The sequence below is a fragment of the Corynebacterium sp. TUM25015 genome, assembly GCF_056393505.1.
Genome location: NZ_CM150783.1, coordinates 914,594 through 939,159, shown reverse-complemented (window position 1 = coordinate 939,159; position 24,566 = coordinate 914,594). Strand labels below are relative to the sequence as shown.

23 protein-coding genes are annotated in these 24,566 nt (G+C 60.3%); 6 read left to right on the top strand and 17 right to left on the bottom strand.

Translation table 11 applies throughout. From position 1 onward, the window contains the following. Positions 1–2: 2 nt before the first annotated feature. The 9 genes from AC06DS_RS04220 to AC06DS_RS04180 all read right to left on the bottom strand — a co-directional run bounded on the left by AC06DS_RS04220 (position 3) and on the right by AC06DS_RS04180 (position 9,755). Complete coding sequence (locus tag AC06DS_RS04220; RefSeq protein WP_477101096.1) at positions 3–1,214, bottom strand: acetate kinase; 1,212 nt, start codon at positions 1,212–1,214, stop codon at positions 3–5. A gap of 68 nt (positions 1,215–1,282) precedes the next feature. Further along, positions 1,283–2,734 carry a phosphate acetyltransferase gene (gene pta, locus AC06DS_RS04215; protein ID WP_477101095.1) on the bottom strand — a complete coding sequence of 484 codons (1,452 nt, stop codon included), beginning with the start codon at positions 2,732–2,734 and terminating at the stop codon, positions 1,283–1,285. A 96-nt stretch (positions 2,735–2,830) separates the two neighbouring features. Continuing rightward, positions 2,831–3,853 carry a sulfite exporter TauE/SafE family protein gene (locus AC06DS_RS04210; protein WP_473963540.1) on the bottom strand — a complete coding sequence of 341 codons (1,023 nt, stop codon included), beginning with the start codon at positions 3,851–3,853 and terminating at the stop codon, positions 2,831–2,833. Between the two features lie 9 nt (positions 3,854–3,862). Next, the gene (locus tag AC06DS_RS04205) at positions 3,863–4,621 is read right to left on the bottom strand and encodes a sirohydrochlorin chelatase (RefSeq protein WP_477101094.1); all 759 of its coding nucleotides are present in this window, start codon (positions 4,619–4,621) and stop codon (positions 3,863–3,865) included. Between the two features lies 1 nt (position 4,622). Further along, a complete protein-coding gene (locus tag AC06DS_RS04200; protein ID WP_477101093.1) occupies positions 4,623–5,882 on the bottom strand; it encodes a sulfate adenylyltransferase subunit 1 in 1,260 nt (419 codons plus the stop codon). Then, complete coding sequence (gene cysD / locus AC06DS_RS04195; RefSeq protein ID WP_477101092.1) at positions 5,882–6,796, bottom strand: sulfate adenylyltransferase subunit CysD; 915 nt, start codon at positions 6,794–6,796, stop codon at positions 5,882–5,884. Before cysD ends, AC06DS_RS04200 begins: the two co-directional genes overlap by 1 nt. Next, positions 6,793–7,593: a phosphoadenylyl-sulfate reductase gene (locus AC06DS_RS04190; protein WP_477101091.1), complete on the bottom strand. Its 801-nt coding sequence runs from the start codon at positions 7,591–7,593 to the stop codon at positions 6,793–6,795. Before AC06DS_RS04190 ends, cysD begins: the two co-directional genes overlap by 4 nt. Positions 7,594–7,835: 242 nt before the next feature. Next, positions 7,836–8,045, bottom strand: a complete 210-nt coding sequence (locus AC06DS_RS04185; RefSeq protein ID WP_473963545.1) for a hypothetical protein — start codon at positions 8,043–8,045, stop codon at positions 7,836–7,838. A gap of 3 nt (positions 8,046–8,048) precedes the next feature. Then, on the bottom strand, positions 8,049–9,755 hold the full coding sequence (locus AC06DS_RS04180; RefSeq protein ID WP_477101090.1) for a nitrite/sulfite reductase: 1,707 nt from the start codon (positions 9,753–9,755) through the stop codon (positions 8,049–8,051). A gap of 329 nt (positions 9,756–10,084) precedes the next feature. Between AC06DS_RS04180 and AC06DS_RS04175 the strand changes: the two genes are divergently transcribed. Further along, positions 10,085–11,506, top strand: coding sequence for an FAD-dependent oxidoreductase (locus AC06DS_RS04175; protein WP_293792236.1), 1,422 nt, complete (start codon positions 10,085–10,087; stop codon positions 11,504–11,506). A gap of 50 nt (positions 11,507–11,556) precedes the next feature. Next, positions 11,557–12,117: a GNAT family N-acetyltransferase gene (locus tag AC06DS_RS04170; protein WP_477101089.1), complete on the top strand. Its 561-nt coding sequence runs from the start codon at positions 11,557–11,559 to the stop codon at positions 12,115–12,117. Here AC06DS_RS04170 and trhO read toward each other — a convergent pair. Next, entirely contained in the window at positions 12,114–13,043 is a 930-nt protein-coding gene (gene trhO / locus AC06DS_RS04165) for an oxygen-dependent tRNA uridine(34) hydroxylase TrhO (protein ID WP_477101088.1), read from the bottom strand. The two genes, AC06DS_RS04170 and trhO, sit on opposite strands and share 4 nt — an antisense overlap. A 16-nt stretch (positions 13,044–13,059) precedes the next feature. After that, positions 13,060–14,295 carry a formate-dependent phosphoribosylglycinamide formyltransferase gene (gene purT, locus AC06DS_RS04160; RefSeq protein WP_477101087.1) on the bottom strand — a complete coding sequence of 412 codons (1,236 nt, stop codon included), beginning with the start codon at positions 14,293–14,295 and terminating at the stop codon, positions 13,060–13,062. A gap of 119 nt (positions 14,296–14,414) precedes the next feature. On the opposite strand from purT, the gene AC06DS_RS04155 reads away from it, so the two are divergent. Further along, on the top strand, positions 14,415–14,849 hold the full coding sequence (locus AC06DS_RS04155; protein WP_448306948.1) for a Rieske (2Fe-2S) protein: 435 nt from the start codon (positions 14,415–14,417) through the stop codon (positions 14,847–14,849). A 16-nt stretch (positions 14,850–14,865) separates the two neighbouring features. On the opposite strand, the gene AC06DS_RS04150 is transcribed toward AC06DS_RS04155, so the two are convergent. The 3 genes from AC06DS_RS04150 to AC06DS_RS04140 are packed head-to-tail and all read right to left on the bottom strand — an operon-like array spanning position 14,866 to position 17,521. Then, on the bottom strand, positions 14,866–16,029 hold the full coding sequence (locus tag AC06DS_RS04150; RefSeq protein WP_477101086.1) for an ATP-binding cassette domain-containing protein: 1,164 nt from the start codon (positions 16,027–16,029) through the stop codon (positions 14,866–14,868). 47 nt (positions 16,030–16,076) lie between these two features. Beyond that, positions 16,077–16,757 carry an energy-coupling factor transporter transmembrane component T gene (locus AC06DS_RS04145; protein ID WP_477101085.1) on the bottom strand — a complete coding sequence of 227 codons (681 nt, stop codon included), beginning with the start codon at positions 16,755–16,757 and terminating at the stop codon, positions 16,077–16,079. After that, positions 16,754–17,521: an ECF transporter S component gene (locus tag AC06DS_RS04140; protein WP_448306944.1), complete on the bottom strand. Its 768-nt coding sequence runs from the start codon at positions 17,519–17,521 to the stop codon at positions 16,754–16,756. The genes AC06DS_RS04145 and AC06DS_RS04140 overlap by 4 nt, the downstream gene beginning before the upstream one ends. A gap of 409 nt (positions 17,522–17,930) precedes the next feature. Here AC06DS_RS04140 and metE point away from each other — a divergent pair, with 409 nt between their 5' ends. Further along, entirely contained in the window at positions 17,931–20,249 is a 2,319-nt protein-coding gene (gene metE, locus AC06DS_RS04135; RefSeq protein ID WP_293792220.1) for a 5-methyltetrahydropteroyltriglutamate--homocysteine S-methyltransferase, read from the top strand. Positions 20,250–20,440: 191 nt separating this feature from the next. On the opposite strand, the gene AC06DS_RS04130 is transcribed toward metE, so the two are convergent. Further along, a complete protein-coding gene (locus tag AC06DS_RS04130; RefSeq protein WP_477101084.1) occupies positions 20,441–21,574 on the bottom strand; it encodes a nucleoside hydrolase in 1,134 nt (377 codons plus the stop codon). A 65-nt stretch (positions 21,575–21,639) separates the two neighbouring features. On the opposite strand from AC06DS_RS04130, the gene AC06DS_RS04125 reads away from it, so the two are divergent. Then, entirely contained in the window at positions 21,640–22,314 is a 675-nt protein-coding gene (locus AC06DS_RS04125) for a TetR/AcrR family transcriptional regulator (protein ID WP_477101083.1), read from the top strand. Positions 22,315–22,413: 99 nt separating this feature from the next. Here the strand turns inward: AC06DS_RS04125 and nrdF are convergent, their stop codons facing one another. Both nrdF and nrdI read right to left on the bottom strand, forming a co-directional pair. Further along, a complete protein-coding gene (nrdF, locus tag AC06DS_RS04120) occupies positions 22,414–23,430 on the bottom strand; it encodes a class 1b ribonucleoside-diphosphate reductase subunit beta (protein WP_477101082.1) in 1,017 nt (338 codons plus the stop codon). Beyond that, a complete protein-coding gene (gene nrdI, locus AC06DS_RS04115; RefSeq protein WP_473963555.1) occupies positions 23,427–23,918 on the bottom strand; it encodes a class Ib ribonucleoside-diphosphate reductase assembly flavoprotein NrdI in 492 nt (163 codons plus the stop codon). Before nrdI ends, nrdF begins: the two co-directional genes overlap by 4 nt. Before the next feature lie 176 nt (positions 23,919–24,094). On the opposite strand from nrdI, the gene AC06DS_RS04110 reads away from it, so the two are divergent. Further along, positions 24,095–24,526 carry a pyridoxamine 5'-phosphate oxidase family protein gene (locus AC06DS_RS04110; protein ID WP_477101081.1) on the top strand — a complete coding sequence of 144 codons (432 nt, stop codon included), beginning with the start codon at positions 24,095–24,097 and terminating at the stop codon, positions 24,524–24,526. Positions 24,527–24,566 lie beyond the last annotated feature (40 nt).

The window sequence follows — 24,566 nt, the reverse complement described above, 5'->3', positions numbered from 1 at the left end:
AGTTACTGCTGCTCGGCCAGTGCCGTTGCCTGGCGGGCAATCGCCAGTTCCTCGTTCGTCGGTACTACGAACACCTTCACCGCAGAATCATCCGTCGAGATCTCACGGACACCCACGATCCCCTCGGAGTTTTCATTACGTGCCTCGTCAATCTCGATACCGAAGTTCTGCAGGTCTGCCATAGCGTCGCGGCGCACCTGCGTCGCGTTCTCGCCCACTCCAGCGGTGAACACAATCGCATCCACACCGCCCAGGATCAACATGTAGGAACCAATGAATCGGCGCAGCGCGTGGATGTACACGTCGTAGGCCAGCTGCGCATTCTCATCGCCGTCCTCGATCAGATCCTTCAGCTCGCGGAAGTCGTTCACCCCGGCCATGCCCTTCAGACCGGACTCGCGGTTCAGCAACTTATCGATCTGATCCACCGTCATCCCACCGGAGCGCGCCAGGTGGAAAATAATGCCGGGGTCAATGTCACCGGAACGGGTGCCCATAACCACGCCGGCTAGGGGCGTCAATCCCATCGTCGTATCAATAGCCTTACCGCCGCGAATCGCGGCGGCGGAAGCACCGTTACCCAAGTGCAAAGTAATCTGCTTGATTTCCTCGGCGGGCTTATCCAACAGTGCCGGCACCTTGGCGGAGACGTACTCGTGGCTTGTGCCATGGAAGCCATAGCGGCGAATGTCGTATTCCTCGGCGATGTCCTTCTTGATCGCGTAGTTCGCAGCGTGTTCGGGCAGCGTGGAGAAGAACGCGGTATCGAACACGGCAACGTGTGGGACGTGTTCGAGCAGCGCTCGGGCGTTTTCGATGCCGTCGATATTGGCCGGGTTGTGTAGCGGTGCGAGTGGGATCAGTTCCCGCAGCTGCTCGATCACGTCGTCGTCGATCAGCACGGGCTCGGTGAATGTCGCCCCACCGTGAACTACACGGTGTCCGGCTGCGACCAGGTCGAGGTCTTGGGGGCCGACGCCCAGAAGCGTCATCATGCCGAAAGCGCGTTCTAGGCCAACAGAGTGGCTCAGGATGGGGCGGTTATCTTCCATCTTCGACGTCTCCGTCTGAATCTGGATGTGTCCCTTCTTCTCTCCGATCTTCTCGACGATGCCGGAGACAAAAGGATCCGCCGTCGCATCGGCTTCTGGGTCGAGCACTTGGAATTTGATGGAACTAGATCCCGAGTTGAGAACGAGTACGTACTTGGTCATTGGTTCTTAATCTTCTCTCTTCTTCTGATGCGTTCGCTGCCTGCGGCGCGTTCGCGTGGCCTGACGCTCTAGTTGGCCTGGATGGCGGTAATGGCCACGGTGTTTACGATGTCCGGCACGGTCGCGCCACGCGACAGGTCGTTCACCGGCTTGTTCAGGCCCTGCAGGATCGGCCCCACGGCCAGTGCGTCGGCGGTGCGCTGTACGGCCTTGTAGGTGATGTTTCCGCAGTTCAGATCCGGGAAAATAAACACGGTAGCCTGGCCGGCGACAGCGGAGCCGGGTAGCTTTTTCTGGCCGACGGATTCCACTACCGCAGCGTCGAACTGCAGCGGGCCATCCAATTGCAGTTCCGGGTTGTTCTCCTGAGCCTTCTTTACAGCAGCGGCGACGGCTTCAACATCCGCGCCTGCGCCGGAGGTGCCTGTGGAGTAGCTCAGCATCGCCACCTTCGGCTCGATGCCGAACTGGGTGGCGGTCTGCGCGGATACTGTTGCGATCTCCGCCAACTGGTCGGGGGTGGGGTTCGGGTTCACGGCGCAGTCGCCGAAAGCCCACAGCACGCCGTCCATGACCATAAGGAAGATGGAGCTAACCACCGAGGAACCCGGCGCGGTCTTGATGATCTGGAAGGAGGGCTTGATGGTGTGTGCAGTGGTGTGTGCGGCACCGGAGACCATGCCATCGGCGATTCCCTTGTGCACCATCATCGTTGCGTAGTAGCTAATGTCGCGCATTGTCTCGCGCGCCTGATCCAACGTCACTCCCTTGTGCTTGCGCAGCTCGGCGAATTCGGCGGCGAATTCCTCCAGCTGGTCACCAGCGGTGGGGTCGGTCAGCGTGGCACCGGACAGATCCAACCCCAACTCCTTCGCACGGCTGGCGATATCATCCGGGTTACCGAGGATCGTCAGCTTGCACACCTTGGCGCGCAGCAGCTGGTCTGCTGCGGTGAGGATGCGGTCGTCTTCGCCCTCTGGCAGCACGATGTGTGCATTCTTCTCGCGCGCCTTGATCAGCAGGTTCCGCTCGAAGAGCTCTGGGCCGATCACCGGCTCCTTCTGCCCTTCAACGGTGGCAATGTCCTCCAGCGCAACGTGGCGAATCGCTTTGCCCTCGGCTTCAACGGCATTGGAGCCTGCCGACCCAGCTGCGGCGGTGGCGTCCACAAAAGAAATACCGGCAGGTGTGCGACCTGAGCGCACAAGCTGTCCCGAGGCAAGCTGTAGGGCCGTGGCATCCGCGGTGCTTCCCGCTAGCAGGTAGTGGGAGGCGCCGGCAGCCGCAGCCAGCCGCGAATCGAAGTTGATCTCGCCGGTACCCAACAACACCGCACCGCTAGTGTCCGCACCATAGGCCGCGTCGAGGGCGGCGGCGAAGTCCGGGGCGGAGGGGCGAATGTTATCAAAGATGTCGATGGCGCCTGCCTCCCCCAGGGCGTCCACAATGTCGGAGCGTCGCGCAGCGGCGCTAGCTATCGGCGAGATGACGGCATTGGTGCCAGCAGTTCCGTTAGACACAGCTCACAAACCTTCCTTAATGGAGTTCTATTTAACTTCCATTGTGCCTTGGACAGCACCACACTGGCGATACTTGCGTGGAAGGTTTGCCCTTCCCTACCCCCTGGCGCGCGTCTTTTCGCGCTGTCGCTGTGTAGCTTCGTCTCGCTCTACTGTGTCTCGACGCCCACTCGTCTGTCGCTCCGGGGTGTCAGTTTCGCTATATGCGTTGCGCTGCTGAGAGTTATCCGGTTCTGGGTCGTCCCCGGTCAACGAGCGTTCCAGCAGGGAGCGCTTGCGCACAACAACGAGGGCAATGATTACGGCCAAGCCGATGAGGATCACGCCAACCACCCCAAGGAAACCGAAGTAATTCACCAGGCGCGTGGAGTTCAGCAGCATCAGCAGAGCGCCAACGACACCACCGAGTACTTCTGGCTTCATAATGGTCACGATCCAGGCGGCGATGGGAGCCGCAATGGCGCCGCCGACGAGGAGGCCGACGACCGGCTGCCAGTTTTCCGCCAATTCAGACCCCATGCCCGCGAAGAATCCAGCAGTGGCGGAGAGGGCGACCAGGAATTCGGCGGTATTGACGGTGCCGATGATGCGTCGCGGTTCTGCCTTGCCCACGCTCATCAGGGTAGAAGTAGTGACGGGTCCCCAGCCTCCACCGCCGGAGGCGTCGAGGAACCCCCCGGCCAAGCCCAGCCCCGCTAAACCAAAGCGGGAGCGGCGGGTGGTGGATACCGGTTGAGTGTCCTCCCCCTTCTTCCACGGCACGGCAACACTGCGCACGAGAACATACGCACCCAGCAGCACCAATAGGGTGGAGACGACGGGTTCTGCGGCTTTAGTGGAAAGGTTACTGAGCACATAAGCACCCATGAAGGCGCCGATGGCTCCAGGCACCCCAAGAGCTAGCACGGTTGGCCAGTGGACGTTCTTTAGCCTCCAGTGGGAAAGGCCGGAGAAGAGCGTGGTGCCGACCTCGGCCAGGTGCACGGCGGCGGAGGCGTGGGCAGGTCCCAGGCCGGAGAAAATCAGAAGTGTCGTTGCCGTGACGCCGAATGCCATACCCAGCGCACCGTCGACTAATTGCGCTATCACGCCGACCAGAGCGAAAATCAAAATCTTCATGGGTTAGTCCTAGAAAGTTGTGGGGGAAGAATGTCTTTGCAGTGCGCTAAAGGCGCGGTCAACCACGACCGGGGCGATCGCGTCACCTAGATGGCGCGTACACTTCCGGCCGTGCGGCATTCGGTTTTTGGCTCTATCCCAGAGCAGGCCGGGACTAACGAACAAGGGGACGGTGACGGTGTGATCGTCTGCGAAGTTCAACAGAGCGTCCGTATCACTACCGGGGTGGTTTCCAGTGGCGACGAAGGCGCGGGTGTGACGCATCTTCAGCCGGGAGCCGACGCGGCTGGCAAACTCGGCGATTCCCTCGTTGGCGCCGGGTTTACTGGATCCCACGGAGTACAGAGCGAGTTTGTCGATGTTCGAAGCGCTTCCGGCAGTGTCAGCAAGATACTGAGCCGTAAAGTCAGCCACCAGCGCTTCCATGTCAGCACCGGTTCCCAAGCCATCGGCTAGGTGGAGCGTAAGCCCTGTGGAAGAGGTGGCGTCGATAGATTCTGCAGCTTCGGCAATAGCGGCGGGGACATCGTGGCGAGCGTGGAAAGCCCTAGTGAAGAGCAGTGGAACCACCACAGCTTCGGTGTACCCCGCTGCCACAATGCGATGGGCAACGGTAGCGAGGGTGGCTGGGTGGAAGTCCAAGAAAGCGGCGAAGGCCGGCACCCCAGTGCTAGCGGAAATGCGCGCGGCAATGTCGAATACCGCCTGATCCGCCTGTGGGTGGCGGGATCCATGCGCTAAGCAAATGATGGGTACCGGGCCGGTCATGTTAGTTCACCAAACCTGCGGTGAGAGTATCGCCGCTGCCGGGGTTCACCAGCAGCAATGAACCGACTCGGCCACCGCGACGATAAGGTTCGACCGGTAGCGGCTCGGCCACCGTCACCCGCACCTCCGCGATGTCGTTCAGTGCCAGCTCGTCGGCACTGCCGTGGGCGATTTCCTCATCGCTGCGGTTACGGCCGGAGATGTCCACGCGGCGAATAACCTCATCCACTCGTCCGCGTACCAGTGCAGTGCCGTAGCGCACCAGCACGTTGCTGCGCAGACGTACCGGGGTTTCGGCAAGGTGGAACACCGTGGCGGTGAAGGACTGTTGCGGCTCCGGCAGATCCTGCGCCGCGATGATGTCCCCACGGGACAGGTCGATGTCGCGGTCCAGACGGAGGGATACGGATTCGCCGCGGGTGGCGGACTGCTGCTCCCCTGCGGGGCCGTCGATTCCCTCGATAACGGCTTTGCGACCATCAGCCAGAACTGTATCGCCGACGGACACCGTGCCAGCGGTGACGCGTCCCGCATAGCCGCGGTAGTCGGTAGCGTGATCGCGGATGACGATCTGGATTGGGAATCGCAAGCCACGCTCCACGTCCACGGTGTTCTTCGCTGGCTCGGTGGTCTCCAGGATTTCTAGCACCGATGGACCGGTGTACCACGGGGTGTTCTGGCTGCGCTCGACGACGTTGTCGCCCAGCAGGGCGGATGTCGGGATTACATCGACGTGTGCCAGGCCCAGCTCGGAGACCAAAGCGTCGACATCGGACTTGACCTCGTTGAAGACATTCTCGTCATAGTCCACCGCATCGATCTTGTTCACAGCGACGATCACGTGGGAGATCTTCATCATCGCCGCCACGGTCAGGTGGCGACGGGTCTGCTCGATCACGCCATTGCGGGCGTCAACCAGAACGATGACCAGCTCCGAGGTGGATAGGCCCGTGACGGTGTTGCGCGTGTACTGCACGTGGCCGGGAGTATCGGCCAGGATGAAGCTGCGCTTATCGGTGGCGAAGTAACGGTAGGCCACATCGATGGTGATGCCCTGTTCGCGTTCGGCACGCAGGCCATCGACCAGCAACGAAAGGTCGGGGTTTTCCAGCCCCTTGGCGTTGGAAACGCGCTCGACGGACTCGTACTGGTCGGCCAGGATGGACTTCGTATCGTGCAGCAGGCGGCCCACGAAGGTCGATTTTCCGTCGTCGACGGAGCCGGCGGTGCACAGGCGGAGGGTCGGCAGGTTGGTGGACATCAGAAGTAACCTTCCTTCTTGCGATCCTCCATGGAGGACTCACTGAGCTTGTCGTCGGCACGGGTGGCGCCGCGCTCGGTGGTGGTGGACTGGCGGATCTCTTCGATCACGTCCTCGATGGTCGTGGCGGTGGAAAGAACTGCGCCGGTGCAGCTCATGTCGCCGACGGTGCGGTAGCGCACGGTCTTTTCCACTAGCTCCTCGCCGTCCTTCGGCCCGCCCCATTCGCCCGGGGTCAGCCACATGCCATTACGGTTGAAGACTTCGCGCTGGTGGGAGTAGTAGATGGCCGGAACTTCAACATTGCGGTCGCGGATGTAGTCCCACACGTCAGCTTCAGTCCAGTTGGAGATTGGGAACACGCGGATGTTTTCGCCCACTTGGTGGCGGCCGTTGTATAGGCCCCACAGCTCCGGACGCTGGCGGCGCGGGTTCCAGCCGCCGAAGCTATCGCGCACAGAGAACACACGCTCCTTGGCGCGGGCTTTCTCTTCATCGCGGCGGGCACCACCCAGCACAGCGTCATAGCCACGGTTCTGGATCGTCTCCACCAGTGGCACGGTCTGCAGTGGGTTGCGGGTGCCATCGGGGCGCTCCTGGATCGCACCGCTGTCAATCCAGTCCTGTACGGCGGCAACGTGCAGTGTCACCTTTGGATCTGCAGCGATCTTGTCGCGGAACTCGATGACCTCCGGGAAGTTGTGGCCGGTATCCACGTGCACCAGTTCAAAGGGCACGGAGGCGGGGTGAAATGCGCGCTTGGCTAGTTCCAAAACCACGACGGAATCCTTGCCGCCGGAAAACAGCAGCGCAGTACGGTCGAACTGGCCTGCTACCTCGCGCAGGATCTCGATTGCTTCCGCCTCCAAGCTCGCCAGGTGGGGCGAAAGGGCGGTGTTGTTATCAGTACTCATGTGTGAAGTCCGCATTCTGTCTTGTTGGAGCCGGCCCAGCGACCGGATCGGGGGTCCTGTCCTTCGGCGACCGGCAAGGTGCAGGTCTCGCAGCCGATCGACGGGTAACCCTGCTTGGTCAGAGGGTTGATGATCAGATCGTGGTCGGTGATATAGGCCTCCACGTCCTCGTCACTCCAGGCGACGATGGGATTGATCTTCAGTCGGCCGGTGCGGTCCACGTCCAGCACCGGGGTGTTGGCGCGCAGGGCGTTGTCCACGCGGCGCACGCCGGTGATCCAGGCGTTGAAGGGGTTGAGCATTCGCGCCAGGGGCTCGACCTTGCGCATGCGGCAGCAAGCGGTGTTGTCGCGGGAGTACAGGCGCGGACCGTAAACCTTGTCCTGCTCCTCACGGCTGAGTACCGGGGTGATGTTTTCCAGTGGCAGGTTGTAGCGCTGCTGTACCTTGTCGCGGGTTTCGAGTGTCTCGGCAAAGTGGTAGCCGGTGTCCAGGAAGACCAGTTCCGCGCGGTCTTCCGCCAGGCGGCCTTCTGCCAGCTCAGCCAGGACGGTGTCCTGCATGGACATGGTCACGGCGATCTTACCGGGCACGTGTTCCGCCACCCATTCCATGATTTCTTCGGCGCTGGCGCCCTCTAGCTTGTCGTTCCACTCGGCAACGAGCTGCTCGTTGGCGGCTCGCTCCTCGTCACTCAGTGGCGTGGTCTTGGTCGGCGCGCCCTTCGGACTCTCGGCGGGGTCTCGGAAGTCATCCGAATTCCCGCTGAGCAGGCCGGTCGCATCTACCAGGCTCATGAGCTCCTCTTCTCGGGTTGATGTTTGTCGTTTTGAAGTTGATGTTTTTCAGAACTCGGGGGAACTCTTGGTTATTCCCTAGACAGACCGATCAGTCTGCTTAAGCTCTCCCAACAATAGACCAATCTGTCCATTCCTACAACCGGGTTTGCAATTCTTCTTGACGCCCCGTAACCGCTACCTGCGTAAATGCCAGACAGGACTGGAGGGAATGAACCGTAGGGGCGTCACCAAGAAGTCAGTTACACCAGCTGTCCATGGAACTTGACTGAGAAAACGCGCATACACTCGCGGCACTGCCAAGCGTTGTCGGTCTCTGCGTCCGGAAACAGATTCTGGGACATGCAGTAGGGGCAATTGTTCACCGTCGCACGGCGGGCATTGGGGTGCCCCACACGGCCGCCGACCTGCTCGTTCACGCTCGGAAGGGAGTCAGAATCAGGAACACTCATGGGCTACACCAACAACTCGTCGTCGGCGCGGATAACCCAATCGCGGAATTCCTCACCCTCGTCACGGTGAGACTTGAAGTTCTCCACGATGCGGACCACATAGTCGCCCAGATCCTTGGAGTAGACCTGGTTGCCGCGGACCTTCTTGCCAAAGTGTGGCTCCATACCGATAGTGCCGCCGAGGTGCACCTGGAATCCCTCCACTCGTTCCCCTTCGTCGGTCGTGAGAATCTTGCCCGACAGGCCGATATCCGCCACCTGAGTACGGGCGCAGGAGTTCGGGCAGCCATTAAGGCTGATCTTCAGCGGCACATCGAGGTCGCCGAGGCGATCTTCCAACTCATCAACCAGTGCGATGGCGCGCTGCTTGGTGACAACGTGAGCCAGCTTGCAGAACTCCAGGCCAGTACAGGAGATGATGTCGCGACGGAAAGCCGAGGGCTTGGCAGACAGGCCGAGTTCTTCCAGGTCTGCAGCCAAAGCCTCGGCAGCTTCGCGCTCCAGATCCAGGAACAATAGCTCCTTATCGGGAGTGGTGCGGATGTTGGTGGTGCCGTACTTTTCCGCCAGGTCGGCAAGCTGCTGCAGTTGCTTACCATCGGTGTGGCCAACCGTGGGTTTTACGCCCAGATAGAACTTGCCGTCCTTTTGCTCGTGCAGGCCGACATGATCGCGGTAACCGGGGTACTCCCCCGGCGCCGGGCCGTCCAGCAGCGGGCGCTTGAGATACTCGTTTTCCAGCACCTCACGGAACTTTTCCACACCCCAGTCGGCGACCAGGAACTTCAGGCGGGCGCGGTTACGCATGCGGCGGTAGCCATAGTCGCGGAAGATTCGCACCACACCAGCCCATACCTCAGGCACTTCGTCGAGCGGCACCCACACACCTAGACGCTGCGCGAGCATCGGGTTAGTGGACAGGCCACCGCCGACCCAGACATCAAAGCCGGGGCCATGTTCCGGATGCTCGGAGCCAATAAAGGCCAGGTCTTGGATTTCGTGGGTGACGTCCTGGCGGGAGTGCCCGGAGATTGCGGATTTAAACTTGCGGGGCAGGTTGCCAAATTCAGGGTCGGGCAGCAGCTCTTTTTTGATCTTATCGATGGCCGGACGGCCATCGATAATCTCATCCTTGGCAATACCGGCGACTGGAGAGCCAAGGATGACGCGCGGTACGTCGCCGCAGCCAAAGAAGGAATCCAGGCCAACCTTTGCCAACTCATCCCAGATCGTCGGAACGTCCTCGATACGAATCCAGTGCAGCTGCACGTTCTGCCGGTCAGTGAAGTCGGCAGTGTTACGCGCATACTTTTCGGAAATCTCACCGATAGTGCGCAGGCCGGCCGAGCTCACCACACCGCCATCGAGGCGGATACGCATCATGAAGTAGTTATCCTGCAGCTCAGCATTAGTGAGGGTCGAGGTCTTTTCACCATCGAGCCCCTGCTTACGCTGCGTATACATACCAACCCACTTGAAGCGTGGGGCGAGATCTTCCGCCGGGATGGAGTCAAACCCTTCCTTGGAATAGATGTCACGGATGCGCTGCATCACGCTAAATCCAGGATCCTCCTGCTTGATTCGCTCGTCGTCATTGAGCGGCTCTCGGCCATCGACAGCCCACTGCCCTGGGGGCTTGCGCTGCTTCTTGCGGCGCGGACGTGCCGGCTTCTGTGCGGCGTCCGCTCCGGTGGTCGATTCGGTCGTCATCGTCTCTCAACCCCTGTCTAGACTGATCAGTCTGTCTGCATTGTCCGGTTCAGGTTAGATGGCATCTCGCACAAATTCAAGCGATTTCTTGATTTTTGTAGACAGAGTTGTCTATAGTTCGTGGAGTTACCCGCGGTGACCCCGATGTAGTGACCCCGTATGGAATTTCGCTACATTGGACTGTGTTATTTCATAAGCAGTTCGAACGCTTCATGCGGTTCAGCCGGCGCGATACAACAATCGCTCCGCGCGAGCTCAATATGCGAGTTCAGCACCGCGGTTTACCCACGACCGAAGTACGACCCGAATAAGAAGGATTTGCACCAGACATGCCCGAGAATCGCCCCCTTCGCATTGCAGTCATCGGCTCCGGCCCGGCAGGTATCTACGCCTCCGACGCACTAACGAAGTCTGAGGCTGACGTTAGCGTCGACATTTACGAGCGCATGCCGGCACCCTTCGGCCTCATCCGCTACGGAGTTGCTCCCGACCACCCGCGCATCAAGGGCATCATCAAATCCCTGCACAAGGTGATGGATAAGCCCGAGATCCGCCTGTTCGGCAACATCAATGTCGGCCAGGACGTCACAATCGACGAACTAAAGCAGTTCTACGATGCCGTCATCTACGCCACGGGTGCCACCGATGACCGCCCGCTAAACATCCCCGGCGGCGAGCACACCATCGGTGCGGGAGAATTCGTCGGTTTCTACGACGCTAACCCGTACTTCGACGAAAAGTGGGACCTGTCCGCTGACTCTGTCGCCGTGGTCGGCGTCGGTAACGTCGCCCTCGACGTCGCCCGCGTGCTGGCTAAGACCGGCGACGAGCTAAAGGTCACCGAGATTCCGGACAACGTCTACGACTCCCTAAAGGACAACCAGGCCAAGGAGGTGCATGTCTTTGGCCGTCGCGGTCCGGCACAAGCGAAGTTCACCCCGCTGGAGCTGAAGGAACTGAACGATTCCGACACCATCGAGATCGTTATTGATCCAGAGGACATCCAGTACGACGAGGGCTCCGAAGAGGCACGCCGCGCATCCAAGATCCAGGACATGGTCTGTACCCGTCTGGAGCAATACGCCATCGCCGACCCGAAGGGCGCTCCTCACAAGCTCTTCATCCACTTCTTCGAGTCTCCTGTCGAGGTTAAGTCCGACGCCGAAGGCCGCGTGACTGCCTTTGTCACCGAGCGCACCGAGCTCAATGGCGATGGCTCTGTTTCTGGTACCGGCAAGCTCACCGAGTGGCCGGTGGGCGCGGTCTACCGCGCCGTGGGTTACAAGTCCGATGAGCAGCCTGGCCTGCCCTGGGATGAGCGTCAGAACGTGCTGCCCAACGTCGGTGGCCGTGTACTGACCGAAGGACCGACCGCCGACGGCATCGCGGGCGTGCCCGGTTCCGCTGACCCGGAGGCAGAAAAGCGCGAGCGCCTGCCCGGCGTCTACACCACCGGCTGGGTCCGCCGCGGCCCGGTTGGCCTGATCGGCAACACCAAGGGCGATGCGAACGAGGCTGTGGCCAACCTGCTGGAGGATGCCGCCAACGGCATCGGCTTTAACCCCGAGAAGCCAGAGCTTGAGGCTGTAGAGGCCTTCCTGGAAGAAAAGGGCATTGACCACACCACCTGGGATGGCTGGTACAGCCTGGATAAGCACGAGCGCGAACTCGGCGAGGCCGAAGGCCGCGAGCGCAAGAAGGTGCGCGAGTGGGCTGAGATGCTGCACCACGCCAAGGGTAAGAACGTCTAAGCAGGGATACTGAAAGTAGGAATACGCAATACCTAGGAAAACGCAACACCGTGGCTAACACTCCCTCCCCTACTGCCGGCGCCGCCGAGTTCCCGGATGTTCATTTCACCGGGCGCGCCCTACTGGCAATGCCCGCCCAGCAGCTGCATCCGCTGTACAAGTTGCGCGTGGACGTGTTCGTCCATGAACAGCAGACACCTTTCGCGGAGATCGACGATATCGATCCCCACCCGAATACCCACCATGTGCTGGCCTATATCCACCCCGGCAGTGGCCCGGAGTACCCCTTCGGCCAGCCGGATCCAGGATCTCCCCTGCGCCTGGTGGGCACCGCCCGCGTGTATGGCAAGCCAGATAACCAGCACATTGGTCGCATGTGCGTGGCCAAGGATGTCCGCGGACGCGGCATCGCCACGCAAATCATGGAGCAGGCGCTGGAGGTCTGCAAGAGCCGTGCCGCTGCATTAGACCCGACTACCCAGGTTGCTCGCGTCTCCCTCAATGCCCAGGAGCAGGTACAGGACTTCTACGCAAAATTCGGCTTCAAGCCTATTGGGGAGCGTTTCGAGGAGGAAGGCATCCCGCATGTCACGATGGAGTTGGAGCTCTAGCCCGCCATCTCCGCCGCTACCTCGGCACATTCCTTACGCCCGCAGGTGGCACTCTCCGGGTTCGCAGCACAGCTATCACACAGCAGAATCTGCTCGCGGCACTGCTCATTCACACAGTTATGGAAATCGTTGGTCGCGTGACCACACGCTCGGCAGCGGCCCAGCGTAGCGGCGTCATCACTAAATTCCATGTGCATACGCCCGTCGAAGACATACAGGGAACCCTCCCATAGACCCTGGTCACCGTACTTTTCCCCATAGCGGACGATGCCACCGTCGATCTGATAAACCTCCTCGAACCCGCGGTTCTTCATCAGCGAGCTGAGGATTTCGCAGCGGATGCCGCCGGTGCAGTACGTGACGACAGGCTTGTCCTTCAGATGGTCGTATTTGCCAGATTCAATCTCGCCGATGAAGTCGTGGGTAGTACGTACATCGGGCACCACCGCATTCTTAAACTTGCCGATCTCCGCCTCCATGGCATTGCGCCCGTCGAAGAAAACCACCTCGTCACCGCGCTTTTCCACCAGGTCGTTGACTTCCTCCGGCTTCAGGTGCACGCCACCACCGATCACGCCGTTTTCATCCACCTTCAACTCATCCGGGGCGCCGAAGGCCACAATCTCATCGCGCACCTTCACGGACAGGCGCGGGAAGTCGTCGGCTGAACCAGAGGACCACTTGAACTCCATCTTCTTGAAGCCTGGGAATTCGCGGGTGCGCCGCACATACTGCTTGCAGCTAGCCAGCGATCCGCCGACGGTGCCATTGATGCCGTGCTTGCTGATGAGGATGCGCCCCTTCAGTTCCAACTGCTCGCACAGCGCACGTTGCCACAGCATCACCGCGGTCGGGTCGTCGATCGGGGTGAAGCAGTAGTACAGCAGAATGCGGGTTTCATTGAGGTCGGTTGCGCTATGTCCCATACCCCGAAGTTTAGGACTACTGCCCCTGTTCTGCGAAAACCGTCGGCCGCACCGTGACGTACCCCGCAGCTTCCTCAGCCCGCTGGCGCGCCTCGTCAATGCTTTCTGCAGTGGTCACTGCCACTCCCATTCGCCGCCGCGTCAGCGCCCGGGGTTTGCCGAAGAGGTAAACGTTAGTTTCCTCCACTGCCATTGCCTTCTCGACGCCCATATATTCGATATCGCCGTCGTACCGTTCGGCACAGCGGATTACCGCGGAAGCCCCCGGGGAAATCAGCGTGGTATCAATCGGCAACCCAAGAATGGCGCGTGCGTGCAGGTCGAACTCTGAGAACCGCTGGGTGCCAAGCGTAACCATGCCCGTATCGTGCGGGCGGGGGCTTACTTCGGAGAAGTAGACGTCATTGCCCTTGACGAATAGCTCTACGCCGAACACGCCACGCCCGCCCAAGGCGGTGGCGATACGGGCGGCGATACTGCGTGCGGTGTCCAAGGCATCTTCGGACATGTACGCGGGCTGCCAGGATTCCACGTAGTCGCCGCGATCCTGGCGGTGGCCGATGGGTTCGCAGAACCAGGTGGCCTCCCGGCCTGTGGCGGGATCGATGGAGCGCACGGCGAGGATGGTGACCTCGTAGTCGAAAGGAATGTACTGCTCCACCATGACGCGCTGCACGTTTGTGCGGGAATTTTTGATGGCCTCGTTCCAGGCGGCTTCGAGCTCATCGACTCCGCCGACATAGCTCTGACCTGCGCCGGAATGCCCCATGACGGGCTTGACCACACATGGGTAGCCGATCTCCTCGGCGGCGCGAGCTAGTTCATCGGCGGTGGAGGCAAAACGGAAGGCGCTATTCGGCAGACCCAGTTTGTCGTGGGCGAAGGTGCGGATGCCCTCACGGTTCATGGTCAGCCTGTTGGCGAGGGCGGTCGGTACGACGGAGGCCACACCCTCGGCTTCGATTTCCTGCAGTACGTCTGCGGGGATGAACTCCACGTCCGGGACGATGAACTGCGGGGCAACTTCGCGTACTAGCTGCCTGATCGATTCCCCGTCGTAGATGTCCATAACGTGTGCCTTGTTGGCCACGTGGTGCGCGGGAGCACCGGCGTATCGGTCCGCAGCGTGTACCTCTACGCCCAAGCGCTGCAGGGCGACGGCGAGTTCCCTCCCCAGCTCGCTGGCGCCAAGCAGCAGGACTTTCAGAGAGGAGGGAGTCAGTGGGGTACCAATTGCCTCGGGTGTGTACATATTCACTCACCTTACTTATGCCCGTATATTTACGCTGCCACCCGCCCCGTCCGGCCTGCCCTACCCCGCCTCGTCGCGCAGGCTTGTCGGACGCTCAACCTGATGGAAGGATCAAAGCTATGAGCGAAACGCAGCGTGACTCTCAAGCTCACAACCCCCTGCCCTGTTCCCGCCGTTCTTTCCTGCGCGGCGTGGCCGTTGCCACCGCCGCTACAGCCTCCGGCGCACTGCTGGCGGCTTGCGCCAGTGAAGAGGTCGTAGCGAAGGCCGATGCCGCGGATCTGGAGGTCGGAGGCTCCACGATTCTGGATGGTTGGGTACTCTCCCGCCCCGGCGAGAACGAGTACAAGGCGTTCTCCACTACCTGCCCGCATGCTGGCGGCACCATCGACTCCATTGAGAAGTCCGGGGACATCACTGTGGCAGTGTGCCCCAAGCACATGTCCAAGTTTGATGTCGCCACCGGAGATGTCGTGGAGGGGCCTTCGCGCGATCCGATGAGCCCGGCTAAGAAGGTCGAGCGCAACGGCGATTCCATCGAAATCACCAACTAGCTGGACGTGTTTTTAACTAGCCGACCATATCTGTGCGCATATCTATGCGCACATCGCTCACGTGCTCTGCGAAGCGTGCGTCATGGCATGTCCACAGCACCGTCGGTGCCCCCGGCGTGGCTGCCCCAATGAGTTGGGCATATTCCCCTGCTGTATAGCGGTGTATCAGCTCCGCTAGTTCGCGATAGCCCGGCGCGTCCAGCCCCACGGTGGGTTCGTCCAGCATCACCAGATCAGCTCCGCGCACCATCGCCGCTGCGACAAGCACGATCCGCCTTTTCGCTGCCGGCACATCGAGCGGGTGCGTGCCTGCCCACGGCCCCAGCCCTGCGAAGTCAATGACTGCGGCAGCAAGCTCTTCCCCCGCACCCACGGCCAATTCGTCAGCCACGGTGCGGCATGTCACGGCCTGATCCATCTGCGTGGGCGCCCAGCCCTTAAGCCCCTCGGCACGTAGGGTTCCGCGGTACTTCAATAGTCCCAGGGCACCGAGGAACAGGGTCGTTTTTCCACATCCGTTCGGCCCAGCTAGGTGCACCACACGTCCTGCGGGAACATCCATGTTTATGGGGCCAACGCCACCTCGGCGGAAAACCACATCCCGCGCCAACAAGGCCGTCCCTGCGTCTCCCTGCGCAGCAGTCTGCATAGTCACCACGCCGGTTGCAGGCTGCGGAGCGGTGGCGCGCGTCAGGGTGCCATCGGCGTTCAGGCGTTGGTGCGTAGGGGCGTCATCGCTTAAGGGTGAACCTGCGCGATCATAAACGGTCACGGGCCCTGTGAAGTCCGCAAGGGTGCTACGCAGGGTCTCGACGGCGGAGGCATCCAGCCCATCCAAAGGACAATCGAGCACCAACGCATCGGGGCGTGCGAGCAGTGCCGCGGCAATCGCCACGCGCCGGGTTTGACCTGTCGACAGGGTGGCAGGGTTCTGCTCTGCCTGCGCTTCCAAGCCCCACAGCCGCAGGGCTGCATCTACCCGAGCTTGCATCTCCGCCTGCTCTACACCGCGCTGCTCCATGGGAAAAGCGAGCTCTTCAGCGACCGTATTGCGCAGCAGGGAAATGTGCGCGCTGGCCTCGTTGCCGACCCATGCCGCGCCCGTCTTTTCTGCGTACGACCAGGCATGTTCGGATAGTCCGACGCCACTATCCCCCCAGATGTACGTAGTCAAAGGCATGGTTCGCGCAAAGGTCTTTCTGGTCGTTTGCTAGTGCTCGTGCTTCTTTAGTGCACTACCCACCAGCATCCCACCACTAGGGCTGCGATGGCCAGCAGGCGGACGGTCCAATCCAAAGCCGTATCTGCAACGGGGCGAAGCACGGTACGCGGCCCCGGTTCACCAATTCCGGTGCGCTGTAGCGGGCGGGCGTGGGTGGCGGCATCGTCGACCATGCCGACGATCAGTGGGAGGATCATGCGGCACTTCGCACCCAGGGTGGACACATCCACTCCGCGGGAGGCGCGAACCTGCTGGATGGTCTGCCAACGGGCTCTGGCAAGCGGCAGTAGTCGGGCGGTGGCGCCGATGACATAGACCAATTTGGCAGGCAGGCGCGGCTGCACAGTGCGCATGAGTCGGTCTAGGTTAACGAAGCTTCCGATAGTTAGGCCGATCGTGGTAGCGGCAAGGAAGCGACTGCCCAGGGACAGGGCGATCTGCACACCATCGCGGGTGAGGATCCACCATCCGGTTTCCTGTCCGAAGGGTGCGTACATCAATCCGAAGCCCAGGAAAGCCGGTAGGCCTAAGAGGTTGGCTGCGAGAAAGGGACGACGGGGCGTCGAGAAGAAAAGGGCCATAACGGCGCACAAGACCCACGCGATAGCGGACACGGTGAGGCTATCGGCGACGAGGACGAAAATCACCCCGCTTATAGCGAGGGTGAGGTATGTCAGTGGATTCATGCAGCCTTGTCGGACGTCGGTGCAAAGGTTCGGCGCGTGCGCTGTGGCAATGCGCGAATGACCAGGTAGATCACGCTAAACACAATGAACTTATCGATTGGATCGGAAGTCCACGACTGCAAGAATACGGCGGTCATCGGATCGAAGCCCAGGGAACGGTAGGCAGTCACAAGCAGACCCGTGCCCGTACCGGCGGTGCCACCGAAGATGAAGGAGGCGATCGGGGCGGAAAGCAGGGCTGTCAGGAAACCGATGAGCAAGGCGGATAGGGCGATCTTCCAATATGCACCTACCCACCACTTGCCGAGCAGTCCAGCGCATACGCCGACGAAGGCGTAGGCCGCTGCGAAGCCAACGACGGTCGGGTTGAAGGTTCCCCACACCAGCGCGGAGAGCACGCCGGTGACCAACCCCGCCCAAGGGCCGGCCAAGGCACCGACCAGCACCGTGCCGATGGAATCCAGGTACAGCGGCAAAGGCAGACCCATGTTGCCGATGATGTGGCCGAGCACGACATTGATTGCCAATGCGACCGGCAGGAGCGCAAGGGTGCGCACGGGCAGGCGCGGGATTACGGCGATGAGCGCCAGGATGGCGGGGACAACGAAACCGACGAGGGCAATGGTGGAACTTTTGGAGTCGGCGAGGGACTCATATGTCGAGTCGGAGGGCTGCCAGATGACGAGGGTCAGCCAGGTGGCGACGATGATGATTGCGGATAGACCGAGCAGTCCATAGGTGGCTTTTTGTGACAGGGGGCGCATGGGGTGGGTCCTCGTTTTTCGCAGGGGCCAGCGCGCGACTAAGCGTAACGTCTATGTCACCTCGACGTTTCGACCGCGTGGCCAGTGGTTTTAATGTTTGTTTAATGCTTACAGAATCGGTACGGATTGCACAAATCGCAGCCATTTTGGCGGCATCAGGGGCAGGGAAAACGGGTGTGAAACCGGGGTCACAAGCACCTAATTTAAGTGACTTAGTTGACAGACCAAGCTGTCTATTCTTAAATGGTTTAGCAAGCGACCCGCGCATGGCGGAGGCAGTTCCGCCCCGCCGCGAAGCGTGCCTTCTGGAGCCCCGGGAAAGGCATAGCGCGCGGGAACCGCAGAACGGCAAAGGCTCCCAAACGAGCCTTAACGCAGATCAATTAAACAAAGAAAGACAGGAAAAATCATGACTTTCAACGCAACCGTCGCCGGGGTTCCGCGCATCGGACCTGACCGCGAGCTCAAGAAGGCTCTGGAGGGCTACTGGCGCGATAACTCCACCGGACGCAACCTGGCCAACACTGCAACACGCCTGGTTAACGACTACACCGACGAGCTGCTGGCCGCCGGCTTGGATTCCGCAGCCTTCTCTGGCCGCTCCTTCTACGACGCGGTACTCGACACCACCGCTTTGCTGGGGCTGCTACCCGAGCGCGTCGCTGACATCGCGGATCACGATAACGATGGCCTGCCGCGCTTCATCGACCGCTACTTCGCCGCCGCCCGCGGAACCAAGGACCTGCCGGCCTCCGCAATGACGAAGTGGTTCGACACGAACTACCACTACATCGTGCCGGAGCTGGCCAAGGATTCCCGCGTGGAGTTGGACGATTCCGCATTCCTAGAGGACATCCGCGACCAGGTCACCCGCGCTGGCGAGGCCGTCCGCCCCGTTCTGGTGGGCCCGCTGACGTACCTGGCTCTGTCGCGCACCATCGACGGTTCCGATGCCTTCGCTCACCTCGAGGAAATTTTTGACGCCTACTCCCGCCTGCTCAAGCGCATCGCAGACCGCGGCGTGAAGTGGGTACAGTTCGACGAGCCGATCCTGGTTACCGACTTCGCCTACGCGGATGCACCTGCCAACGAAGACCTGCTGAAGCGCACCCGCGCTGGCTACGAGAAGCTAGCCGAGGTGGCCGGAGCTGGAGATGAGGGCGTCAACCTGCTTATCCAGACCTACTTCGGTGACGGCAACGCAGCCATCGAGCTACTGAGCGGCTCCGGTGTGGCAGCCTTCGGCGTGGACCTGGTGACAGGTGGCGCTGCTGCTGCCGAGCTGCCCGCATGGACCGGCAAGGAACTGCTGGCCGCTGGCGTGGTGGATGGACACAACGTGTGGCGCACCGACCTGGACGCAGCGCTAAAGACTCTGCAGGGCCTGCAAGAGCGCGGCCCGGTGGCTGTCTCCACGAGCTGTTCCCTGCTGCACGTGCCGTACTCGCTGCAGCGCGAAGAGAACCTGAATGCAGAGGTGAAGAAGTGGCTGGCCTTCGGATCCGAGAAGATCCGTGAGGTCGCCGCCCTGTCCCGCACCCTGCGCGGCGAGCAGACCGAGGCCGATGAGCAGCTGTTTGCCGAAACCCGTGAAGCCATCGAGGACCGCAAGAACTCCACCCTGACGCACAATGCCGCCGTGCGTGAGCGACAGGATGCTGTGACCGACGCCGACCGTCGCCGCGATTCCATTAAGGCTCGTCGCGAGGCTCAGAAGGCTGAGCTGAACCTGCCGCCGCTGCCGACCACCACGATCGGTTCCTTCCCGCAGACCACCGAGATTCGCCAGGCGCGCGCCAAGCACCGCAAGGGCGAGATTGATGATGCGGCCTACACCCAGGCAATGAAGGACGAGGTCGCGGACGTAATCAAGCGCCAGGAGGAACTGGGCTTGGACGTGCTAGTGCACGGCGAGCCAGAGCGCAATGACATGGTGCAGTACTTCTCCGAGCAGCTGGAGGGTTACCTGTCCACCGAGCACGCATGGGTGCAGTCCTACGGCTCCCGCTGCGTGCGACCGCCGATCATCTTCGGCGACGTCTCCCGCCCGCACGCCATGACTGTCGATTGGTACAAGGTGGCAGCTGACCTGACCGACAAGCCAGTCAAGGGCATGCTGACCGGTCCGGTGACCATGCTGGCCTGGTCCTTCGTACGCGATGACCAGCCGCTGGGCGTAACCGCCGACCAGGTTGCACTGGCGCTGCGCGATGAGATTGCCGACCTGATTGCCGCTGGCGCCCGCGTGGTGCAGGTGGACGAGCCCGCTATTCGCGAGCTGCTGCCATTGCGCAAGGAACAGCAGCCGGAGTATCTGGAGTGGGCTGTGGGCTCCTTCCGCCTGGCTACCTCTGGCGCGGAGAACAAGGTGCAGATCCACACGCACATGTGCTACTCCGAGTTCAACGAGCTGATCGACACCGTCTCTAACCTGGACGCCGACGTGACCTCCATCGAGGCTGCACGCAATGGCATGCAGGTTCTGGCCGCTCTGAAGGATGAGGGCTACGAGCTGGGTGTTGGCCCAGGCGTGTGGGATATCCACTCCCCGCGTGTGCCGAAGCAGCAGGAGGTTGATGACCTGCTGATCGCTGCCCTGGGCTCCGTGGATCCCGCCCTGCTGTGGGTTAACCCGGACTGTGGCCTGAAGACCCGCGGTTGGGAAGAAACCACCGCCTCCCTGGAGGTTCTGGTGGCTGCCGCCAAGAAGGCCCGCGAGCGAGTCTAGTTACTCGGGGGGCTTACTAGGGGCTTTCTCGGAGGCTTTTTAGTCTCCAATGTCGCTAGATCGGGAATGTGTTACTGACAAGCATTTCAATCAATCTAAAACCGCAGGTCAGGGGTTTTTGATTTTGAAGGTTTTGAGAATCTCGTCAACACATTCCCGATCTAGCGACATTTTGCACTTTTGGGACGGCGCTAATCAGCGCCGAACCCGCACACAACCCGTTCAAATTCCGCAAAGACGTCCGCCGGATCCAAAGCTTCCAGAATCCGCGCATTAGCTGGGCGGTTCCAATAAGCACCACACGCTCCTGCGGGATCCACATCTCCACGGACAGCTGCGACAGATCCGCCACCACCGTCAACAACTCGGTCAGCCACGGTAGTGCCACGCATGAGGGGAGAATCCGCTTCAACATCCACGGTGGCGTCATAAAGAGAACAAGGAATACGCCCCAACATCACCATCGCCGCGGCGAGGTCATGGATCTGCGCGCAATAGCCCACGCCGACAGATTGGTGAAATTCGAAATAGAAGCGGAGAGCGTCGCCGAGCAGGGCGGCAAGTTGTGGGCGTGAAGGGCGCACGGCGTCCTGCCACCTGCTTAAACGCGGAGGATGCAGTAGAACCTGTTCCGTGACATTGAGTGGGCAGATGACCGGCAACGAGCGCTGCGCACACTGCGCACTCTGTGCACTCTGTGCAACAGACTCGCCGGACGCTTCCCCACCGAATACGGCCTTCAAAGCATGCGGATCAACCCACGCATTCCATTCAGCGGTGGGAGTGGTGTTGCCTGGGTAGTTAAATGCCCCCGTCATTAGCGTAATTTCAGCCGGCCCCACCACCTCGGGCTCGTGTGCCAAAGCCCAAGCCAGGTTTGTCGCCGGACCAGCTACCAGAATGTGGGTCGCCCCGCGCCACGTCTCCACGGCCGCTCGCGCATCTCCATGCACGGCCGCTCGCACATCCCCTCTCACATCCTCGTGCGCATCCCCACACCCAGCCTCCAATTCGGGCGAATAATAACCTAATCCTCTTTTTCCGTGCGTTTCCGGAGTCGTGGTCAATGGCAATACCAAAGGCTTCCCAGCACCGGCCACTACAGAAACTTCCGGCGCTCCCGCCAGACGTAAAACCTCTTTAGAATTCACCGCCGCCTGCCCGACCGTCGTATTCCCTGCGCTGGTCGTCACCACTAAATCAATCTCATCAGCGGAGTGAAGATAAGCCAGGTAAATCAGTGCAAGACTGTCGTCAATCCCGGTATCCACATCGGCAACAACACGTGGTTTCTCCGCCTCCGCCGCCATTGATTTTTTAATCATTTCTATTCCCCAAAAGCTGTTTATTTGTTTAGTTGATAGGTGTTCAGTCTTATATAATGAATGCCATGGTGCACGACAATGTAACCGAAACTACTCACTCTGATGATGCCCGCTCCCCGAAGGCCGCGGCTCGCCGCGCCGCTATCCTGGACGCCGCCCGCAAGGTGTTCACCAGCGACGGATATCACCACACTAAGCTCACGAAGATCGCAGAGGTGGCCGGCTGTTCGGTCGGTACCCTGTATACCTACTTCGAAGATCGCCAAGATCTGCTGATGAACGTGCTGGCCAGCGTCGAGAAGGACATGACTCCCACCCTGGACGATAGCTTGCTGAGCACTGATGACGCCCGCGCTACGATCGAGGGCTCCAACAAGGAGTTCGTGCGCTTTTACGCACACAACGCGGGTGCCATGAACCTGGTGGCGCAGTCTTCGCAGTTCAGCAAAGAGCTCGCGGTTCGACAGATGCAGATTGCCAAGCAGATGGTTGGCCGTAACCGCCGGTTCTTGGAGGCCTTGCTCGCTAAGAACATGATCCCGCCGCTGGACGATGTGGAGTACACCGCTGCTGCCATTGCCGCCATGTTCACCCGCTTCTGCCACGCCACTTTCGTGGAAGGCTTCTACGAGGTCACGGATGACAACCGCGAGGAAATCATCGAGCGGACCACCAAAACGCTCAATCTGATGACTCTCCGCATGGTCGGTCTGAATCAGGCTAATTCCGCCGAAGACTAAACTCTCTGCCCTGATCGATCGAGATGCCGCGCACAGCAGTTGGCTCCCGATCGAGCACCTTCAAGCAGCCAGATAGGTCGCCTGCAAACGTATAGCCCTCTAGAAGTCCCAGTCGTCTTCCACTGTGGACTCCGCCCGACCGATAACGTAGGAAGATCCCGAGCCGCTAAAGAAATCGTGAGTCTCATTAGAATCGGGCGCTAACGCGGCGATAATCTCCGGCTCGGTTTTTGCCGATTCTTCCTCATACTGTGGCGGGTACCCTAAGTTCATCAGTGCCTTATCTGCGTTGTAGTGCACAAACGCCATCACGCCTTCGATCAGTGAGGCTTGGCTGGGCAAGGCTGTGCCATACAAATCCCCCGAGTATTCTTTCTCTAAGGCAAGCAGCTCCTCCACTAGGGAGAATGTGAAGTCCTCGAGCTCCTGCGCGCGTTCTGGGTGAGCCTCCAACCCGCGCTGAAACTTATATCCCGAGTAGTAGCCGTGCACCGCCTTGTCGCGCAGGATCAGGCGGATCATATCCGCCGTATTCATCAGAATGCCGCGACAGCTAAACCACAGCGGCAGGTAAAACCCTGCGTATAGCAATAGAGAAGAAAGTAGCGTGGCCGCAACTTTGCGCTTGAGCGGATCTTGCCCGTTGTAGTACTGCATCACGGCGGTCGCCCGCCGTTGGAGTACGGGATTGTCCACTGCCCAGGCGTATGCGCGGTCGATTTCCTCGCTGCTGCACATAGTGCTGAAAACGCTGCTATAGCTGCGAGCGTGCACGGCTTGCATGAATGCAATGTTCGCGTAGACGGCCTGTTCGTGCTCCGTGCGGGAATCTGGGATCTGGCTGATCTCACCGACGGTGGCTTGGACTGTATCTAGCAGTGTCAGTCCCGTGAATACCTTTATGGTCAACTCGCGTTCGGCATCCGTCAGGCCATTCCATCTGGACAGGTCATTGGATAGCGGCACCTTCTCAGGCAACCAGAAGTTACTGGTCAGGCGCTGCCAGATCTCTAGGTCCTTTGGATCTTCCAGCTGGTTCCAATTCACCGGCCGCAGAGGAACGCTTGGGTTCTGCAGCCATTGTGGTGGGGTTTGGGAGCGTTTACGGTAACTCAATTTTCACTTCCTGCGTTTTTGTATCGGTTTTCACTTGGGTCTTGTTCTTGACGCCCGTTCTCCCCGCGCATGTGATTCCAGAAATTGCGGAGCCCTAGTTGTACCCGGGCAACGTCGCGAGCCGTGCCTAGAAGCTCGAAGCGGTAAAGCTCCGGCACGTGGCACTTGGCGGCAATCGTTGATCCGGCGCAGCAGTATGCAGTGCCAAAGTTCGTATTTCCGCTGGTAATTACTCCCCGAATTAGCGCGCGATTGTGCGGATTGTTGAGGAATTTGATGACTTGCTTGGGAACGGCTTTCCGCTGATCACCTCCGCCATACGTCGGGGTGATTAACACATAGGGTTCGTTGACGATCAGCTCGGGATCTTTTCTTCGCAAAGGAATGCGCTGGGCGGGGATACCGAGTTTGGCTACGAAGCGTCGAGTGTTTTCGGAGGCAGAGGAGAAGTAGACGATGCGCGGCTGTGTAGCCGCGGTTGTTGACATAGCGGTTTTCCTTCCTAGTTGTTTAATCTGCCGCTCTTGGAAAACAGCACCTTGAGCACGAGACATAAGGTTCAGACATAAAGTTCAATATATTGAACTTTAGAGTAACACTCGATTGAACTTTTGTGTAGAGTATGCAGCGTACAACGCTCGACTACTAAGAAAGGAAAACTTCCATGGCGAAGCTCACCCAAGAGATGAAAGACATGCTCAGTGCGCAATTGCCGTATCTGGCAACGGTGACCGACGGCGAAATGCTCTTGCCGAATATCGGCCCGAAGCGCAGCCTGCGCGTCTGGGATGACGAGACGCTGATCTACAACGAAAACACTGGGCGCCAGCACCTCGAGAATCTTCGTGCGGGGTCGAAAGCCGCGGTAGCGGTAGTAGATTGGAGCCAACTAGACGGGTTTAGATTTGTCGGCTCTGCAGAGCTATTCCACGAGGGGCCCGTTTGGGAAGCAGCAGTGAAGTTCGCTGATGAAATGGGCCACAATCCGCCGAAAATGGCGGTGCTAATTCATATTGAGCAGATCTACACGCTCATGCTCGGCAAGAATGCCGGACAGCTACTCGCCAGCGATGATGAATCCCTATTCGTAGACTGACCGCAGCGCCCTTTGCGCCACTACCGCTAGCCGGTAGTTA